Below are 18,825 nucleotides of genomic sequence, written 5' to 3'. Positions count from 1 at the left end.
ACCGATTGCCATGAACCTCACGATGCTTCTCGAGATGGCAGCTGGTTCCGACCCCGAGCGGATAGCCGTCGGAACCAGGAACGACGGACTCACGTACGGGGAACTGTCTGCGCGGTCGACGGCACTGGCCGGCGAGTTCCGGAAGTCCGGTGCGCGGCATGTGGCACTGCTCGATCTGAACTCGCCCACGGTTCCAGTGGTGCTCTTCGCTGCGGCGGCCGCCGGACTTCCACTAATTCCCTTGAACTACCGGCTCACCGACGAACAGATCGACCACGCAGTGGGACGGCTCGAGCCGGTCACGGTCGTCGTGGGAGAGGCCATGACGACCCGGGTGCCCACACGCGCCGGCATTTCGCTCTTGCCGATTGCCGATGCGTCGGGAACAGGTTCGCGTGAAGACGGTCTGCAGGAGTTCGTCGCCCCCGACGATCCTGCTGTGCTGCTGTTCACCAGCGGTACCACCGGCGCTCCGAAAGCGGCCGTGCTCCGTCACCGTCATCTGACGAACTACATCCTGGGGACCGTGGAGTTCTGGAACGCCGACGAGAACGAAGCGATCCTGGTCTCCGTTCCGAACTACCACATCGCAGGCATCAGTTCGATTCTCAGCTCCGTGTATTCGGGTCGCCGCATCGTGTACATGCCCTCGTTCGATCCCGAAGGGTGGGTGGAACTGGCGTCGCGCGAACGTATTACGCATGCGATGGTGGTTCCGACGATGCTCGGCCGGATCCTCGATGTGCTCGAGTCCGCGGGCACCCGTCTCCCCGCATTGCGTTCACTGTCGTACGGCGGAGGTCGGATGCCGGTCGCCACCGTCGAACGGGCAATGCGTCTGCTGCCGGACACCGACTTCGTCAACGCATACGGACTGACCGAAACGAGTTCGACCATCGCCGTTCTCGGACCGGAAGATCATCGGGAGGCGCTTGCCTCGGACGATCCGGCTGTTCGCGGGCGCCTCGGTTCGGTCGGCCGTCCGCTGCCGACGCTCGAGATCAGCATCCGGGACCGCTCCGGCAGTGAGGTACCTGCCGGTGAGCCGGGCGAGGTTTTCGTGCGTGGAGAGCAGGTGGCCGGCGAATACACCTCGCACAGTGCACTCGACGATGACGGCTGGTACCCGACGCGCGACCGAGGGTGGCTCGATGCCGACGGGTTCCTGTTTCTCGACGGTCGAGCCGACGACGTGATCGTCCGCGGCGCCGAGAACATCTCGCCGGGTGAAATCGAAGACGTACTCGTCGAACATCCCACCGTGGCCGACGCTGCCGTGATCGGGATCGCGGATCGGGAATGGGGTGAACGGGTCGAGGCGGTGGTCGTCGCGGCACCACACCGGAGTCCCGCGGAAGTTGAGCTGCAGGAGTGGGTCCGGGTGCGTCTGCGGTCGACCCGGGTTCCCGCCCGGATCCATGTCTGGACCGAGCTGCCGTACAACGACACGGGCAAATTGCTGCGCCGGGTACTGCGTGACGAGCTCGCTGCTCGCACCGAGACGAGTGAGGTGGCTCGATGATTCTGGCCGAAAACGAAGATCTCGTCGCATTGCAGCAGGTCGCCCGGGAGTTCCTGGGCTCCGGCGAACTCGCGGCACCGCAGTCCGGCAGTGTGCAGTTCGATCGTGCGAAATGGTCGCGTGCCTGTTCCGAGATCGGTATTGCGGGAGTCTCGGAGCCCGACGAATTCGGGGGAGCGGGTTTCGGTTTCGCGGCGCTCGCCGTAGTGCTGGAGGAGGCGGGCCGTAGCCTGTCCTCCCTGCCGATTCTCAGTTCGGTCGTACTGGGGCAGGGTTTGCTCACGCTGGCAGGCGACGAACGCGCCCGCGCCGAACTGCTCCCGGCGCTGCTCGACGGCTCGCGGACCGCGACCGTCGCGACCGGAGCCGTGCGCAGTGACAGGGCAGCTTGGAGCGATTCGGTGACGGCCAACTGTTCCGGGGACGACTGGACGCTGAGCGGCACGGTCGGTGCGGTGCTCGACGGTGCGACGGCGGATTGGCTGTTCGTGCGGGCGGAGACCGCGAAGGGCCCTGCGATCTTCGTCGTCGAGACGGATGCCGCCGGGGTGGGCCGTACGGTGCAGGACTCGATGGATCTGACGAGGTCGTTCGCGCGGATCGACCTCCACGACGTTCCTGCGCAGCTCATCCGGACAGCCGCGCCGGCGGACACTGTCCTTGCATCGCTGGCTGATGTAGTGGCCGTCGCCGTGGCGTGCGAGCAGTTGGGCGGAGCCGAAGAGGCACTTCGGATCGCGGTGGCCTATGTGGCAGAGCGGGTCCAGTTCGGCCGCGAGATCGGATCGTTTCAGGCGATCAAGCATCGCTGCGCAGACCTGGCGATCGCGGTCGACGAAGCGCGTTCGGCCGTGGCCCACGCGGTGTGGGCCCTTCATGAAGGCGACGACGCGCTGCGTCTGGCAGCTCCGCTCGCGGCTGTGGTGGCGGGGCGGACCTTCTTGGATTGTGCCAGGGAGAACGTCCATCTTCACGGAGGGATCGGCTTCACATGGGAACACGCCGCTCACTTGTATTTTCGGCGTGCGACGAGTGACGCGACCCTGTTCGGCGATGCGGAGCGTCACCGTGAGCGGGTCCTGTCCGCGGTGCTGTAGGGTGCGGGGACGGAAATGTTGTTCGTCGCCGTGAACGACCGGCGATCTTTGCTCACACGACCGTCTCGTGGTGGCAGGGGCGTCGTCGCGGTCGTTGACCGGTTGCGGACAGTGGTTGCCGCGCAAAGGATCACGGCGGCACCCCGACGAGGACGGGCACCGTCGGCGGTTCGCCGAGAAGCACCGCGGCCCAGCAGATCGTCATCACCGGCTGGGTGAGCTGGATCTGGCTCACCCGCGTCATCGGGCCGATCGCCAGACCCCGGTACCAGGCGAAGAAGCCCAGGAACATGCTGACCACTGCCAGATAGGCGAACGCCGTCCACTCGGTGGCCGTGCCGGTGGGCGGGTGGTCGGCGACGGCGAGCACGGTCACGGCGAGGGTGACCGGTGCGCTGAGCACGAGCGCCCACGAAATGGTCTGCCAGGAACCGAGTTCGCGCGCCAGCAGGCCACCTTCGGCGTAACCGATCGCGGCGGCGACGACGGCGCCGAGCAGCAGCAGGTCGGCCGGGTGCAATCCGCCGAACTCACCCGACTGCAGCATGCCGAATGCCACCGCGGCGGTCGCGGAAACGGCGGCGGTGACCCAGAACGACGGCGCCGGCCGCTCCCGGCCCCGAACCACGGCGGCGACCGCGGTCGCCGCGGGGAGCAGGGCGATCACTACCGCGCCGTGAGTCGCGGACGTCGCGGTCAGCGCGTATGCGGTGAGGACGGGGAACCCGATCACGACCCCGCCGGCGACCACCGCGAGCCGCATCCACTGCGCGCCGCGGGGACGTCGCTGCCGAGTGAGGGCCAGTGCGGCGGCCGCGAGCAGGGCCGCGACGACCGCCCGCCCGATTCCGACGAAGATCGCGGACATCGCGCCGTCGTGCACCGCGATCCGGGTCAGCGGCAAGGTGAGGGAGAACGCGGCCACACCCGCCAGACCCCATCCGAGTCCGCTCTTCGGGGTCGATAGCACCTGGCTGTGCTCGATAGTAGCGCTACTATTGGATCTCATGTCCGACGATAGCAGTAGTGCCCGGATCGTGTCCGATCTTCGGCGCTGGATCGCGACCGCACCGCCGGGCGCGAAACTCCCGTCGACGCGCGCCCTCGTCGCGAAGTACAGCGCGAGCCCGGTCACCGTGCAGGCAGCGCTGCGGACGCTCCAAGCGCAGGGATCGGTGGAAAGCCGTCCCGGAGTAGGAACTTTCGTCCGCGCCGTCCGGGTGGCGGGACCCAGGGACTACGGGTGGCAGACCGCGGCGCTCGGTTCGCCGGACCGCCGTGTACCGCGGCTGCCCGCCTCGCTCCGCACCCTCCCGAACGATGTGATCGCGCTGCACTCCGGCTACCCCGACCGCGAACTGCTACCGGAGCGGCTGGTGCGAAGTGCCTTCGGTCGCGTCGCCCGCAGCGACGCCGTCGTCGGGCGCCCACCGACCGCGGGTCTCCCCGAACTCCAGGCATGGTTCGCGACCGAACTCGGGGCCGCGACCCCGCTCGGTGTGGCACCCCCGACGCCGAGCGACACCGTCGTCGTCCCCGGCAGCCAGAGCGGGCTCAGCGCCGCATTCCACGCGCTGGTCGGAGCCGGCAACCCGCTGCTCGTGGAATCACCCACCTACTGGGGCGCGATGGTCGCGGCCGCGCAGGCCGGCGTGCAGGTCGTGCCCGTCCCCAGCAGCGCCGGCGGCCCGGACGTCGGGGAACTCGCCCGCGCGTTCGACCGCACCGGAGCCCGCGCCTTCTACGCGCAACCGAACTTCGCGAATCCCACCGGCGCGCAGTGGTCGCCGGACCTGGCCGACGACGTCCTCCGCCTCGTCCGCGACGCCGGGGCCTTCCTCGTCGAGGACGACTGGGCACACGACTTCGGGATCACCGCCGATCCGGTGCCGCTCGCGACGCGTGACGACAACGGGCACGTCGTCTACGTCCGGTCGCTGACCAAGAGCGTGTCCCCGGCCGTGCGGGTCGCCGGGATCGTCGCGCGGGGGCCCGCCCGCGACCGCATCCTCGCCGAAGTGCAGGCCCAGTCGATGTACGTCAGCGGTGTCCTCCAAGCGGTCGCCGTCGACGTCGTCACGCAACCCGGGTGGCGCACCCACCTGCGCGGCCTGCGGCCGCAACTCGCCGCCCGCCGTGATCTGCTCGCCCGGTCCCTGCGCGAGCACGCACCCGGGCTGCACCTCGACGCCCTGCCCGCGGGCGGGCTGAACCTGTGGGCGCGGCTGCCCGAGCACACCGACGTCACCGCACTCGTCCGCGACTGCGAGGCCGCGGGGGTCGTCGTGACCGCGGGCGACGAATGGTTTCCCGCCGAACCCACGGGCCCGCACCTGCGGATGAACTTCTCCGGTCCCGACCCCGGGGCGTTTCCGGACGCGGCCCGGATCATCGGCGAGGTCCTCGAACGTCAGCGGAAGGACTGAACAGACGGGCCGGTTGGACAGACCCGGGTGGGGCACGGAAGCCTGGTCGGTATGGCTTCACCGCGACCTGCACTGACGACCCCGGTCCTGCTGCTCATGGCGCTGGCGACCGGATTGTGTGTGGGCGCGAACTACGTCAACCAGCCCCTGCTCGACACCATCGCCACGGCTCTCGGCACCTCGCACTCGGCAGCCGCGTTCACCGTCACCGTCGCCCAGGTGTCCTATGCGCTCGGCCTGCTGTTCCTCGTCCCGCTCGGGGACATGCTCGACAAGCGACGACTCGCCGTCGGCCTGATGATCCTCGCGGCCGCCGGGCAGGTGGCCAGCGGATTCGCCCCGAACATCGGGGTCCTCACCGCCGGTATCGCCGTCACCGGCCTGTTCTCCGTCGCCGCACAGGTGCTGGTGCCGTTCGCCGCGACCCTCGCCGAACCGGAACGGAGCGGCCGGGCCGTCGGCACCGTGATGAGCGGGCTGCTGCTGGGAATCCTGTCGGCGCGCAGCGTCGCCGGGTTGCTCGCCGAACTCGGCGGCTGGACCACCGTGTACCGGGCCGGGGCGGTCGCGCTGATCGTCGTCGCGGTCGCGCTGTGGCGGAAGCTGCCGAGCTCGCGGCCCACCGCCTCGACCGGTTACGCGGCGACGCTGCGGTCGCTCGGCACGCTCGCGCGCACACATCGGCGGCTGCGCACCCGCGCGCTGCTCGGCGCGGTGTCGTTCGGATCGCTGGCGGCCCTGTTCTCGACGATGACGTTCCTGCTGGCCGGCGAACCCTACGGTTTCGGCGACGCGCAGATCGGCCTGGTCGGTCTCGCCGGGGCGGCCGGTGCGCTCGCCGCGAGCTTCGTGGGAAGGGCCGCGGATCGCGGATACGCCCGGCTCACGACGGGGATCTCCGTGGTCCTGCTCGTCGCGTCGTGGGCTGCGCTCGCCGCCGGTGGCCACAGCCTCGCGTGGTTCCTGATCGGGTTCGTCGCCGTCGACCTCGCGGTGCAGGGCGTGCACATCACCAACCAGAATGTCGTCTTCGCGCTGGAGCCGGCGGCGCGGGCCCGCATGAACTCCGTGTACATGGTGGCGTACTTCGTCGGTGGGGCCTCCGGTTCGGCGCTGGGGACCGTCGCGTGGACGACGGCCGGATGGTCCGGGGCGTGCATCGCCGGAGTTGCCCTGGCGGTCACCGCGGTCGGCGTGTGGGCACTGGATCTGCGTGCCGAGCGCCTCGCGGCCACGACACCGCCGCAGGACACCGTCACCGCCGGCCGGAGGTAGCCCCGACGATCAGGGCCGCGCTCCCACACCGGTGGCCAGTTCCTGTATCCGGCCGCGCACACTGTCCGGCGCCAGCGGCGGGGTCGGCAGGCCGGCGCCGGAGCGCAGTCCGTCGACGAACTCCCGGAGAACCTCGACGGGGGAGTGGGTCGGTGACCAGCCCAGCTCGGATCGTGCCCGGGCACAGTCCATCAGCGGCAGCCGCAGCACGGTGTCGAACAGCCCGGGCTCGGCCGGGGCGAGGTGGGTGTGCCACGCGGCGGCCGCCGCGGACCGGACGAGACCGCTGCGCACCGGGACGACCCGGGCACCGAGCAGATCACCGAGCGTGTGGGCGTCGACCGGGGGTTCGGCGGCGAGGTTGAAGGGACCGCGCACCGGTCGCAGCACGGCCCGGACGTAGGCGTCGGCGACGTCGTCGGCGTGCAGAATCTGCATGCTGAGACCGGGCATGTCGGGGACCACGGGGATCGCGCGCACCAGCGAGCCGGGGACGAACGGGCCTCCGAAAATTCGGCGCTGCGCCGACGCCGAGCCGCGCTGGAAGATGAAACCGGGACGCATCCGCACGACCCGGATCTGCGGGTGGTCGCGTTCGAACACGTCGAGCCACCGTTCGAGATAAGCCTTCTCCCGCGGATACGCCGCGCCCGGCCAGCCGTGGGTCGGCCACGACTCGTCGACGGCGTGCCCGTCCTCCGGGCCCGGCGAATAGGCGCCTACCGACGACGCGACCACGATCACCGGAACCTGCGCGTCCGCCGCCGCGGTGAGCGTCCGGATCGTGCCGAGGACATTGTTCTCCCACGTCTTCTCGGGTTTGTGCGTGGGATGGAACAGCCACGCGAGATGGATCAGCGCGCCGGCGCCGCGCATCGTGGAGTCCAGCTCCGCGGTCGCGACGTCGACCGCCTCGAACCGGGCCTTCGGAGCGGTCCATTCGGTGGCGCGGCGCGCAACGCCGAGTATCGATTTCACGGCGTCCTGCTCGCCGAGCGCCCGCACCACGGCGGTGCCCACGTTGCCCGTCGCACCGGTCACCACCACGTGGAGTCCGGACGGTGCCGCCTGTGTCTCCTCGCGCTGCGTCTCCTCGCGCTGTGTCTCCTCGCTCATGGACCGGGGCATACCCGCAGCCCGCCGCGGCCAATCGGCGCGTCGCGACGGTCAGGTCAGGTCGGTCGTGGGAAGCAGCCGCAGCTCCCGCGCGCGGCCCACCGCTTCGTAGCGCGTGTGCACACCGAGTTTGCGGTAGATGCTGCGCAGCTGGGTCTTCACCGTGTTCGGGGAGACGAACAGTTCCTTGGCGATCTCCCCGAGCGTCGATCCGCGCGCGAGCAGCGCCAGCACTCCCGCTTCCCGCGGCGACAACTCGACCCGGGCGATGGTGTCGACGAATATCGACTCGACCGGTCCACCCGGCACCGCCGTGCCGCTCCACGCGACCAGCGTCTCGACGTAGCGCGGGGGCAACGTCGTGAATGCGCGGCGATTGCCGAGCCGGACGGAGAGCATGCACGCGCGGTTCCAGGCACGCACGGCGTCGTCGTGCCCGTCCCGATCGACCTGGGCCGCAGCCTCGAGCAACAGGGCCTCCAGGTGGGCGCGCGGATAACCGCAGTCCGTCCAGGAGACTCGTTTGAGCAGTTTCGACGCGACCTCGGGGTGACCTGTGAGCAGTTCGACGCGCGCGGCCGCCACCACCAGGAACGGGTGGTTGGACGGCTCCTCGTCGACCGTCGCACGAGCCAGATTGCCGTTGCCGAGCGCGAGTTGCAGGTCCACCTCGACGGCGGTGAGCAGTACCCGGGAGAACGCACCGGCCGAGTGCTTGTCACTGTGCGCAGCGATGGCCTGGTGCAGCCAGGTCAGACCCGAGTAGGCGTCGTGGGTGGCCAGCGCGTACTGCGAGTGGGCGTAGGCGACGAACGCCCACAGCTCTTCGCGCACACTCGGCCGGCCGAGGAGTTCGAGCGTTTCCTTCGCGGGGGCGAGGTCGAGCACATCGAGATGCTGCAGGACCGCCGCCGTCCGGCCGGAAACCTTGGCTGCGCCGGACCACGACCCGGCGTTGTAGCGGCGGGCCCGGTCGAGCCATTCGCGCACCCGGGTGTTGTCGCCGGCCAGCGCCCAGCCCAGCGCCGAGCCCCCGGCGGATTGGTGTGCCACGAAAACCAGTTCGTACGACACGCCACTCTGGTAGGCGCGCCGAAAGATGGTCGTCGCCTCGGGCAGGTGCCCGGCGAGCTGCAGGGTCAGGGCCCACTGCATCCGCAACAGCGGCAGCTGTTCACCGAAGGCGGCGGGCCGGCGGGCCGTGATGCTCGACACGAGCGGTTCGAACTGCAAGGTGCGCGTCGCGGCCTCCGCGATGCGGCCGCCCCGGCGCAGCGCGATCGTCTGCGCGGTCGCCACGTACAGGTGGTTGACGGCTTCGGTGTGGCGGGCCGGATCCGTGAGGGTCGCGGGGTCGTCGACGAGTTGCTCCCCCAGGATCGGATGGTCGTCGATCATCGAGGTGACCAGGGCCCGCCCGGCCCGCAGCTCGGGATTGTCGACGAGCACGTCGTCGGGCAGCGCCCGCATCACACGGACGAGCTCACCGAACCGGTTCGAGGCCATGTCCACCCAGGAACGCCGGACGATTTCCGCTGCGAGAGCCCAGTTCCCGGATTCGGCTGCATAGAGCGCCGCCGCCGAGGGCCTGTCCGCATCCATCTCGGACCGGGCGAGCCGGGCCAGCAACTCGTCGAGACGGCCGGGGTTCTCCCGGCGGGACACGGCCATCACCCGCTCACGGAGGGCCGGCGGCCACCACCAGGTGGGGGCGTCGACACCGAACGAGCCGACCATCAGGCCGACCGTCTCGAGGTGCACCATGAGCCGGCCCGCGTCCGGGCGCCCGGTCAGGCTGACGGCGTCCTCCGGGGTGATGCGGCTCGCGGCGGCGATCGACAGCGCGAACGCCCGATGTTCGGGGCCGAGGCGCGCGAGACGCTCGTCGACGTACTTGTCGAGGAGCGCGGCCACACCCGGATCGGGCAGACCGTGCTGACCGGTACGGCTGGTCGGGCGGTTGCGCACGACCGCGGCCGCGGCGGACACCAGCGCCGGCACCCCGCCGAGCGCGTTGTGCAGGTCGCCGAGCGCCGCATCGTGCAGGGTGACCCCGTGCCGGTGGAACAGTTCGGTGGTTTCCTCCCGGGTGAACGCCAGGTCGTCGGCGGAGACGAACGTGGAGTCGATGCCGCGGGCGGTGATGCTCAGCAGCGCGGAGGTGCTGCCCTGCATGCACGCGATCACGTCGACGGTGTGGGACTCGTCGAGCAGATCGAGCAGCGGGGCGATGAGGGTCCGTCCGGTCGTGACGGGTACCCCGGACAGGACCAGCACGATCGGTGTCTCCGACGAGTCCAGGACCCGGACGAGAAGATCGCGCGGACCCGCGGTGGCTTCCGGCACGGCGAGCCCGGCGCGCCGGCAACAGTCCAGGACCACGGCCCAGACCTCGTCCTCGGTGGCATCGTCCGGCAGCGGCGGCACCCACAGCACGGAACGGTCGGGGGCGCCGCCGGCATGCAGCCACGACGCGACGAGCGTGCGTTTGCCGAAACCGGCCGGCGCGAAGACCATCGTCAGCGCCGACTCACGGTCGAGCAGGGCGGACAGTCGGGGTCGTGGCAGCGCACTGCGCAGCGCCCGCCACGACGGCACCCCGGCGCGACCGGGGGTCGGAACGCTCACGCGGACTCCTTCGACAAAGCACGAGCTGAACGAAGGCCACCGCTCCCGATCGGGGGCGTCCCCTCCGGGCCGTCGTCAGCTCAGCGTATCCAACAGCATGACGAATCGGACAATATGCCCCCGATGTCGTCTCACCCCATGATGGTGGTGGTGGGCAGCGACTTTTGCAACGGCCCATATGCAAACCCGGCCGTCGGGAACGCTGTCGACACGAACTCGGGAGTTTTGGTCACGGCGAGAACATCCCTGGGCTTCGCGACCGGCGGGGGCGAGACTCCGTGAGGTGCGCTTCCAGATCCTCGACATCATCTTCAATCCGCCGCATCCGGTCACCGGCCGGGTCGTCCCACCTGCCGACCGGCTCGAACGGGTCGTCGAGATGGCGGTGCTGGCCGAGCAGCTCGGCATCGACAGCTATTCGGTGGGGGAACGGCACGCGGGTGACGTGCTGTCGTCGAGCCCGACGGTCGTGCTCGGTGCGATCGCCCAGGCCACCGACCGGATCCTGCTGTCCACCGGCGTCACGGTCCTGTCCGTTCTCGATCCGGTCCGGGTCGCCGAGGATCTGAGCACCGTCGACCAGCTCAGCCGCGGTCGCCTCGAGATCGTGATCGGCAAGGGCAACGAGGTACTGCAGTATCCGCTGTTCGGGCTGGACATCGGCAGGCAGTACGAATACCTGACGGAGAACTACGAACTGCTGCGCACCTTGCTGCGCGAGGAGCACGTCGACTGGACCGGGGACCACCGGCCGCCGCTCACCGACGTGACGACCCTGCCGCGACCGTTCGACGGACCCTTCCGCATCTGGCACGGCTCGGCGACGTCCGCGCACGCCGTCGACCTCGCCGCGAAGTGGGGCGATCCGATCGTGACCGCGAACGCGCTGCAGCCGCGGGAGAACTACAAGGTGCTCATCGACCGCTATCGCGAGCAGTACGCCGCGCACGGGCACGACCCCGAGAAGGCATACGTCGGTTCGGGTTCGGGCGGATTGTTCCTCGCGGACACCACCGAGCAGGCGATCGACGAGTACCGGCCGATCTACGAAGGGATCGTCCGCCAGGCCGATCAGCGCAAGCACGATCCGGCGGCGGTCGGGAAGGTCACCAGCTTCCGCACCATCGAGGACGCGGTCGAACGGGGGCCGGCGCTGGTCGGTTCCCCGGAACGGGTCGCCGAGAAGATCCTCGACTACCACGCGAGTTTCGGGCACGTCCTGCAGTCGGTGTCCATCAACCACGTGCTGGATTTCGAGCAGCAGAAGGACACCCTGCGCCGCTTCGCGGAGGAGGTGATCCCGCTGGTGCGCGCCGAACTGCCCCCGACCACGTTGTGGTCCGACGCGGACCCCGACCGCGCGAAGGGCTTCGCCGCGGCCTGACGAATCCGCGCGAGTCGACGGCCGGCAATACCATCACGAGATGTCGACCGCCCTCTACTACGGTCTCGGAACTGCGCTTCCGATGCTCGTCGGTGCCGTCATCGGCCTGCGCCACGACCTGCCGAGGCCACTGCTGGCCGGACTGATGGCGTTCGGTGCCGGAGCGATGGTCGCGGCGGTGTCGACCGAGCTGTTCCAGCCGGCGTTCGAGTCGGAAGGGGTCGTCGTCGCCGGGATCGCCCTGATGCTCGGTGCCCTGGTCTATGTGGTTGCCGACCACCTCCTCGAGAACCGACTCGGATCTGCGGCGCTCGGTTTCGCCCTGATGCTCGGCGCACTTCTCGACGGGATCCCGGAGAACACGGCCCTCGGTGTCTCGCTCGGCGCCGAGGGCGGCGGTCTCGTCCTGCTGGTGGCGATCGCGGTGGGCAACGTGCCCGAAGCGGTCGCGGGTGCGGCGTCCATGCGCGGGCGCCCGAACTTCGACCGCAGCCGGGCGGGTCTGCTGTGGACGGCGACCGCAATCGTGCTCGTGCTGGTGGTGGTCGCTGCGAATGCCGCGGCGGACTCGATCTCGGCGCAGTCGATCGCGGTGATCCAGGCGTTCGCCGGTGGCGCGACGATCGCCGTGCTCGCGGATTCGCTGATGCCCGAGGCGTACCGGGAGGGTGGCTGGTGGGTCGGGTTGTCGACCGCGGCGGGCTTCCTGGTCGCCTTCGCGCTCGGTGGCTGACGGCCGGCGTCCACCGAACGTTCAGCAGCAGCGGGCGCCGGGATTCGAATCGGTCGCCGCGTGTCGGTCCCGCCAGTACTCGCGTTCGGTCGGCACCGGTTCGCCCGGGTGGAGCCGCCGGTGCAGTTCGACGTACCGCGCGTAGTCGTGGTCGCCCATCAGCGCGCCGACCCACCACCAGACGCGGCGCAGCACGGCGGTCACGACGCACCGTCCTCGCTGTGCGGGTGCGTATGCTCCCGGTGTGCATGATCGGGGTGCACGTGCGCCGCACCGGGCACCCGGACCTTCCCCGCATGGATCAGCTCGTCCCACTGTTTCTGCAGGTCCCGTTCGGCAGGGGTGGGCACGAATCCGGCGGGCGCGAAGATCTTCGACGGGACGTCGGGGGTTTCGGTCGTGGGCAGGCCACCGGCCCGCACCGCACGCACGCACACCACCACCCCGGCGGCGACGACGATGAGCACCAGCCCCGCGAACACGATCGACAGGGTGCCCTGGATGAACGTGTTGCGGATGACCGCGTTGATCGCCTCCGGGGTGCGCGCCGATCCGAAGCTGGTGGCGCCCGAGTTCTTCGCGTCGACGAACGCGCGGTGCTGCGCCCAGTAGCCGACCGCCCGATCGGACGAGAAGATCTTCTGCCACGACGCGGTCATCGTCACCACGAGATCCCACACGAGCGGCACCCCCGGAATCCACGCCCACTTGACCAGGCCCTTCTTCACGACGATGGTCAGCACCACGGTCAGCGCGATCGCGGCGAGCAACTGGTTGGCGATACCGAACAGCGGGAACAGCGTGTTGATGCCGCCGAGCGGATCGGTGACGCCCATCAGCAGGATCGCACCCCACAGCCCGACGACGACCAGCGTGCAGAACCAGGCGCCGGGACGCCAGGACGGATCCTTGAACCGGCGGGCGGGCCCACCGAAGTTGCCGAGCGAATCCGACAGCATGAACCGGGCCACGCGGGTGCCGGCGTCGACGGTGGTGAGGATGAACAGCGCCTCGAACATGATCGCGAAGTGGTACCAGAACGACTTGAGGCTGTCGCCCCCGAACAGGTCGCTGAGCACCTGCGACATACCGAACGCGAGGGTCGGCGCCCCGCCGGTGCGGGAGATGATCGACTCCTCGCCGACCGCTTCGGCGGCGACCGTGAGTTGCTCCGGCGTGATGTCCGGGCCGCCGAGACCGAGGCCGTTGACGTAGGTGGCGGCGGTCTCCGGGGTACCCCCGGTCAGGGCCTCGGGGGCGTTGAGCGCGAAGTACAGGTGCTGATCGATGATGCACGCGGTGACCAGCGCCATGATCGCGACGAACGACTCGGTCAGCATGCCGCCGTAGCCGATCAGCCGGATCTGCTTCTCCTTCTCGAGCAGCTTCGGGGTCGTGCCCGACGCGATCAGCGCATGGAAACCGGACAGCGCGCCGCACGCGATGGTGATGAACAGGAACGGGAACAGCGATCCGGCGAACGCGGGTCCGTTGCCGGCGATCGCGAACGGGGTGATGTCGGGCATCTCCAACGCCGGCCGGGCGATGAGGATACCGATGGCGAGCAGCGCGATCGTGCCGACCTTCATGAACGTCGACAGGTAGTCGCGCGGGGCCAGCAGCAGCCACACGGGCAGCACCGCCGCGGCGAAGCCGTAGGCGATGAGCAGCCACGCGATCGTCACCTTCGACAGCGTGAACCAGTCCGCGCCCCACTCGGTTTCGGCGACCCAGCCGCCGCCGATGATCGCCAGCAGCAGCAGGACCACGCCGATGGCCGAGACCTCCGCGACCTTCCCGGGTCGCAGGTACCGCAGGTACACGCCCATGAACAGCGCGATCGGGATGGTCATGGCGATGGAGAACAGGCCCCACGGGCTCTCGGCGAGCGCGTTGACGACGACCAGCGCGAGCACCGCGATGAGAATGATCATGATGACGAACACGGCGATCAGTGCGGCGACGCCGCCGATCGGGCCGAGCTCGTCGCGGGCCATCTGGCCGAGGCTGCGGCCGCGCCGCCGCGACGAGATCCACAGCACCAGGAAGTCCTGGACGGCCCCGGCGAACACGACACCGACGATGATCCAGAGGGTTCCCGGCAGGTATCCCATCTGCGCGGCCAGGACCGGGCCGACGAGGGGACCGGCCCCGGCGATCGCCGCGAAGTGATGACCGAACAGCACCCGGCGGTCGGTCGGCATGTAGTCCTTGCCGTTCTCCAACTCCTCGGCCGGTGTCGCCCGGTCGTCGCGCGGCTGCACGATCTTGCGTTCGATGAACCGCGCATAGAAGCGGAACGCGATCAGATAGCTGCACACCGCAGCGATCACGAACCACACCGCGTTGATGTTCTCGCCGCGCACCAGGGCGATCATCGCCCACGCGATCGCACCGAGAATCGCCAGGACGAGGAAGACGACGCGGGCGGTGGGGGAGATCGGCGTCCGGTCCACGACCCCGACCGGAGGGAGGTCGGGATCGGTCCGCAGATGCTCGATGTCCCCGCGTGTTCCTGCCGGTTCGACTGCCATGTCGGCTCCTCCCCGGGTCGACCCGGGTCGGTGGTCCGATCGGCGGGACGAACCTCGTCGGCTGCACGTGATGTGACAGCCGTCACGCTACCGTCTGGTGGCGGGCGGGAACGGGAAAAACCGGGGATGCCGCTCCGGCGGCAGTGGATCAGGACAGGGCGCTGAGCCGTGCCTTCTCCAGCGCGCCGAGCGTGCGCATGATGGTGGCCTTCTGCTTCTCGAGGTCGCTGCGGCGGGCGCGCGCCGCCAGGCCGGTCTGCTCGGCGACGAGCGCGAGCTGCGCGTCGATCGCGGAGAGCTGGTCGAGCAGTGCGAGGGCGCGGGCCTGGATCTCGTCGACGTCGACGGCGTCGGTGCGCACGGGTGCGGGGGCGGGCTCGGAGGCGCTGCGGGACGACGAGGGACGCGGCGACGAGGTGCGCGGCTTCGAGGCGCGGGCCGGGGCGTTCTCGGCGACCACGGCGGCGGCGCGCGGGCGGAGGGCCTTGCGCACGAGCGCCGGATCGGGCTGCTCGGCGAGCCGAATGTCGTTGAGGGCGCGGCGGGCATCGCGCGCGGCGAGGCGGTGCTCGTACTCTTCCTCGTCGTCGGACTGGAGGGTTCCGCCGATCGGGCGCAGACCGTACATGCCGACGAACTTGCGCGCTTCCTCGATGATGTCCTCGTGCTTGCGGCAGGTCGCGCAGCGCGGCTCGTTGCGGTACTCCTCGACGGCCTCGAGATCGCCGCACCACACGCAGGCACCCGGTGTCCACCGTCGTGCTGTCCGGATTGTCGCGGATTCGGTGGGGGCCTCGAGAGTCTGCGCGTCGATCACGAGGAGCCACCTTAAGTGAAAATCGGGCGGCCACGGCGCGTGGGACGGACGTGACCTGCGGGGACGGACGGGAAAGTGACGAAGATCATGCTAGCGGGATGACGCCGGAAGGCAAAGTGTTGCGGCACAGCACTTTCCGTACCGGACGGTCTGCTGGCTTCCGTCGGGGGTCAGGTCGCGGTCGCCGCGGTGAGCCATTCCACGAGCGGACGGAAACGGCGCCAGGCGTCACGGACCTCGTCGAGCGTGCGGGCGCTGTCGAGCCACGGGGGCGACTGTTCGGTGCGTCCCGCGGTGAGCGCCTTGTGGCGCATCAGGTCGAGCCGCGGATGCTCCGGGTCGACCCCGCGCGGACGCGTCTTCAGTTGTGCGCCACCGATTTCGAAACCGTCGCGGCGAAGTTTCCGGACCAGTTTCTCGAGCTGGGTGCCGCGCCGTTCGTCGTCGACGGCCGCGCGGTACGCCTCGATCTGCGCACCGGATCCGGCGTAGAAGCCGCCGGCGACGACCAGACCCGCCGCGTCGACCTGCACGTAGTAGCCGACCCCCGGGGCGGTCTGCACGAAGCCGCCCTGATGCGTCTTGTACGGCGTCTTGTCCTTGCTGAACCGGACATCGCGATAGGGCCGAAAGACCTTGCCGGTACCGAATTCCGGCTCCAGTTCGGCGAGCAGCGCAAGCATCGGGCCGCGCACGCAGTCGTCGTATACGGCCTTGTGCGCGGCCCAGAATGCCTTGCTGTTGTCGGCTTCGAGATCCTCGTAGAAGTCGAGTGCGGCGACGGGGAATCCAGTGAACACCCCGACAGTGTGCCCTGTGGAACGGGTTTCAGGCCACGCCGTTGAACAGCGAGGTCACCGAGCCGTTCTCGAACACCTCGCGGATCGTCTGCGCCAGGAGCGGAGCGATCGACAGCACGGTGAGGCTCTCGAACTGCTTCTCCGGCGGGATCGGCAGCGTGTTGGTGACGATGACCTCCTTGGCACCGCACGCGGCGAGGCGCTCGGCGGCCGGGTCGGACAGCACACCGTGCGTCGCGGCGATGATGACGTCACCGGCGCCGGCCTCCTTGAGGACCCGCACCGCGCCGGCGATGGTGCCGCCGGTGTCGATCATGTCGTCGATCAGGATGCAGGTGCGGCCCTCGACCTCACCGACCACGCGATTGGACTTGACCTGGTTCGGCACCAGCGGATCGCGGGTCTTGTGGATGAACGCCAGCGGGGCACCACCGAGGGTGTCGGCCCACTTCTCGGCGACGCGGACGCGACCCGAGTCGGGGGAGACCACGGCGATGTTGTCGACGCCGTAGTGGCCGCGGATGTACTCCGCGAGCTGACCCTGCGCGTGCATGTGGTCGACCGGGCCGTCGAAGAAGCCCTGGATCTGGTCGGTGTGCAGGTCGACGGTGATGATGCGGTCGGCACCGGCGGTCTTGAGCAGGTCGGCGATCAGGCGGGCCGAGATGGGCTCGCGGCCGCGGTGCTTCTTGTCCTGACGGGCGTAGGGGTAGAACGGCAGGATCGCGGTGATGCGCTTGGCCGAACCACGCTTGAGCGCGTCGATCATGATGAGCTGCTCCATCACCCACTGGTTCAGCGGGAACGGATGGCTCTGCAGCACGAAGGCGTCGGAGCCACGCACCGACTCCTCGAACCGCACGAAGGTCTCGCCGTTGGCGAAGTCACGCGCGGTCTGCGGCGTGACCTGGATGCCCAGTTCCTTCGAGACCTGCTCCGCCAGCTCGGGGTGTGCCCGGCCGGCGAAGAGCATCAGGTTCTTCTGATTGTCGATCCAATTGGTCACTGGTCCAGGCCGTCCTTTTGCGGTTCGTTCTCTTGCTGCTGCTGCGACGCCAACGATGCTGCCTCAGCGGCGGGGGTCCCGGCTCGATTTCGCTGGACCCATCCTTCAATATTGCGCTGTGGCGCACCCGACACTGCCAGCGCCCCCGGTGGAACGTTCCGCCGGAGCACCGTCCCGGCGCCCGTGTACGCGCCGTCGCCCACCGTCAGGGGGGCCACGAACATGGTGTCGGAACCGGTCCGCACGTGCGATCCGACGACGGTCCGGTACTTCTTGACCCCGTCGTAGTTCACGAACACGCTCGACGCGCCGATGTTGGAATGCTCACCGATCGTCGCGTCCCCGACATAGGTCAGGTGCGGCACCTTCGAATGCGCTCCGATCTGCGCGTTCTTCGTTTCGACGAACGTGCCGATCTTGCCTTCGGCGCCGAGTTCGCTGCCCGGTCGAAGGTACGCGAACGGGCCGACGGACGCGTCCGCGCCGATCACCGAATCCGATCCGTGGGTCCGCACCACCGACGCTCCGGCACCGACCTGCACATCGGTCAGGGTGGTGTCCGGCCCGATCACCGCGTCCTCACCGATCGACGTGCGCCCGTGCAGTTGCACACCCGGGTGCAGTGTCACGTCCGGTGCGAGGGTGACGTCGACGTCGACCCACGTGGTCGCCGGGTCGATCACCGTCACACCCTCGCGCATCCAGTACTCGAGGGTGCGGCGGTTCAGTTCGGCCGCGAGCGCCGCGAGCTGCACACGGTCGTTCGCTCCGGCGACACTCACCGCGTCGTCGGTGTAGTGGGCGCGCACGGTCAGCCCCTCGCCGCGGGCGATCGACACGACGTCGGTCAGGTACAGCTCGCCCTGCGCATTGTCGGCGCTGAGCTTGCCGAGCGCCGAGCGCAGCGCGGCGACGTCGAACGCGTACACCCCGGCGTTCACCTCGGTGATCGCCAGCTGGGTCGGGGTCGCTTCCTTGTGCTCGATGATCGCGGTGACGTCGCCGTCGGTGGTGCGCAGGATCCGGCCGTAGCCGGTGGGGTCGGCCGCGGTCGTGGTGAGCACGGTGACGGCCGCAGCTTCGGGTTCGGCGTGCGTCTCCAGCAGGGCGCGCAGCGTGTCGCTGTCGAGCAGCGGGACGTCCGCGGCCGTGACGACGACGGTGCCGGCGAAGTCGTCGGGAAGGGTGGTCAGTGCGCACTCGACGGCGTGCCCCGTGCCGAGCTGCTCGTCCTGCACGGCGACGCGAACGTCTCCGTCGAGGTGGGCTGCGAGATCGGTGACGGCGGTGGAGATGCGTTCACGGTCGTGACCGACGACCACGACCAGGTGATCCGGATCGAGCGCCGCCGCCGCGCGCACGGAATGCTCGAGCATGGTGCGGCCGCCGAGCGAATGCAGCACCTTGGGGGTCTTGGACCGCATCCTCGTACCCGCTCCGGCGGCCAGGACGACTATTGCGGTCTGCACTTGCATGAAGCTCCCTCG

14 protein-coding genes and 1 pseudogene are annotated in these 18,825 nt (G+C 69.5%); 6 read left to right on the top strand and 9 right to left on the bottom strand.

What is annotated here, in order from left to right:
* The first annotated feature begins 10 nt into the window (after positions 1-10).
* Together ACWDUD_RS03155 and ACWDUD_RS03150 are read left to right on the top strand one after the other, a co-directional pair.
* Positions 11-1,522 (top strand): class I adenylate-forming enzyme family protein, encoded by a 1,512-nt coding sequence (locus ACWDUD_RS03155; protein WP_450108284.1) that lies wholly within the window; start codon positions 11-13, stop codon positions 1,520-1,522.
* On the top strand, positions 1,519-2,619 hold the full coding sequence (locus ACWDUD_RS03150; protein WP_450108283.1) for an acyl-CoA dehydrogenase family protein: 1,101 nt from the start codon (positions 1,519-1,521) through the stop codon (positions 2,617-2,619). The genes ACWDUD_RS03155 and ACWDUD_RS03150 overlap by 4 nt, the downstream gene beginning before the upstream one ends.
* On the opposite strand, the pseudogene ACWDUD_RS03145 reads toward ACWDUD_RS03150, so the two are convergent.
* A pseudogene (locus ACWDUD_RS03145) lies at positions 2,586-3,628 on the bottom strand (DMT family transporter). The gene ACWDUD_RS03150 and the pseudogene ACWDUD_RS03145 overlap by 34 nt on opposite strands.
* Between ACWDUD_RS03145 and ACWDUD_RS03140 the strand changes: the two are divergent.
* A complete protein-coding gene (locus ACWDUD_RS03140) occupies positions 3,627-5,045 on the top strand; it encodes an aminotransferase-like domain-containing protein (RefSeq protein ID WP_450108282.1) in 1,419 nt (472 codons plus the stop codon). The pseudogene ACWDUD_RS03145 and the gene ACWDUD_RS03140 overlap by 2 nt on opposite strands.
* A 51-nt stretch (positions 5,046-5,096) precedes the next feature.
* A complete protein-coding gene (locus ACWDUD_RS03135; RefSeq protein ID WP_450108281.1) occupies positions 5,097-6,320 on the top strand; it encodes an MFS transporter in 1,224 nt (407 codons plus the stop codon).
* A 9-nt stretch (positions 6,321-6,329) separates the two neighbouring features.
* On the opposite strand, the gene ACWDUD_RS03130 is transcribed toward ACWDUD_RS03135, so the two are convergent.
* Both ACWDUD_RS03130 and ACWDUD_RS03125 read right to left on the bottom strand, forming a co-directional pair.
* Positions 6,330-7,436, bottom strand: a complete 1,107-nt coding sequence (locus tag ACWDUD_RS03130) for an NAD-dependent epimerase/dehydratase family protein (RefSeq protein ID WP_450108280.1) — start codon at positions 7,434-7,436, stop codon at positions 6,330-6,332.
* 51 nt (positions 7,437-7,487) lie between these two features.
* Entirely contained in the window at positions 7,488-10,064 is a 2,577-nt protein-coding gene (locus ACWDUD_RS03125; RefSeq protein WP_450108279.1) for a LuxR C-terminal-related transcriptional regulator, read from the bottom strand.
* Positions 10,065-10,347: 283 nt separating this feature from the next.
* Here ACWDUD_RS03125 and ACWDUD_RS03120 point away from each other — a divergent pair, with 283 nt between their 5' ends.
* Together ACWDUD_RS03120 and ACWDUD_RS03115 are read left to right on the top strand one after the other, a co-directional pair.
* Entirely contained in the window at positions 10,348-11,448 is a 1,101-nt protein-coding gene (locus tag ACWDUD_RS03120; protein WP_450108278.1) for an LLM class flavin-dependent oxidoreductase, read from the top strand.
* Positions 11,449-11,488: 40 nt separating this feature from the next.
* Positions 11,489-12,181 (top strand): ZIP family metal transporter, encoded by a 693-nt coding sequence (locus ACWDUD_RS03115; RefSeq protein ID WP_450108277.1) that lies wholly within the window; start codon positions 11,489-11,491, stop codon positions 12,179-12,181.
* Between the two features lie 21 nt (positions 12,182-12,202).
* Here the strand turns inward: ACWDUD_RS03115 and ACWDUD_RS03110 are convergent, their stop codons facing one another.
* The 6 genes from ACWDUD_RS03110 to glmU form a co-directional block, all read right to left on the bottom strand.
* Positions 12,203-12,385 carry a YbdD/YjiX family protein gene (locus tag ACWDUD_RS03110; RefSeq protein ID WP_197253038.1) on the bottom strand — a complete coding sequence of 61 codons (183 nt, stop codon included), beginning with the start codon at positions 12,383-12,385 and terminating at the stop codon, positions 12,203-12,205.
* Positions 12,382-14,715, bottom strand: coding sequence for a carbon starvation CstA family protein (locus ACWDUD_RS03105; RefSeq protein ID WP_450108276.1), 2,334 nt, complete (start codon positions 14,713-14,715; stop codon positions 12,382-12,384). Before ACWDUD_RS03105 ends, ACWDUD_RS03110 begins: the two co-directional genes overlap by 4 nt.
* A gap of 148 nt (positions 14,716-14,863) precedes the next feature.
* A complete protein-coding gene (locus ACWDUD_RS03100; protein WP_450108275.1) occupies positions 14,864-15,532 on the bottom strand; it encodes a hypothetical protein in 669 nt (222 codons plus the stop codon).
* A 170-nt stretch (positions 15,533-15,702) separates the two neighbouring features.
* Complete coding sequence (locus ACWDUD_RS03095) at positions 15,703-16,332, bottom strand: DUF2461 domain-containing protein (RefSeq protein ID WP_450108274.1); 630 nt, start codon at positions 16,330-16,332, stop codon at positions 15,703-15,705.
* Between the two features lie 28 nt (positions 16,333-16,360).
* Positions 16,361-17,338 (bottom strand): ribose-phosphate diphosphokinase, encoded by a 978-nt coding sequence (locus ACWDUD_RS03090; RefSeq protein ID WP_450108273.1) that lies wholly within the window; start codon positions 17,336-17,338, stop codon positions 16,361-16,363.
* Entirely contained in the window at positions 17,335-18,813 is a 1,479-nt protein-coding gene (gene glmU, locus ACWDUD_RS03085) for a bifunctional UDP-N-acetylglucosamine diphosphorylase/glucosamine-1-phosphate N-acetyltransferase GlmU (RefSeq protein ID WP_248674944.1), read from the bottom strand. The genes ACWDUD_RS03090 and glmU overlap by 4 nt, the downstream gene beginning before the upstream one ends.
* Positions 18,814-18,825: the final 12 nt, after the last annotated feature.

The organism is Rhodococcus sp. NPDC003382, from assembly GCF_053589135.1.
Note: the sequence above shows the minus strand (reverse complement) of the source record. Positions and strands in the feature narration are given on the sequence as shown.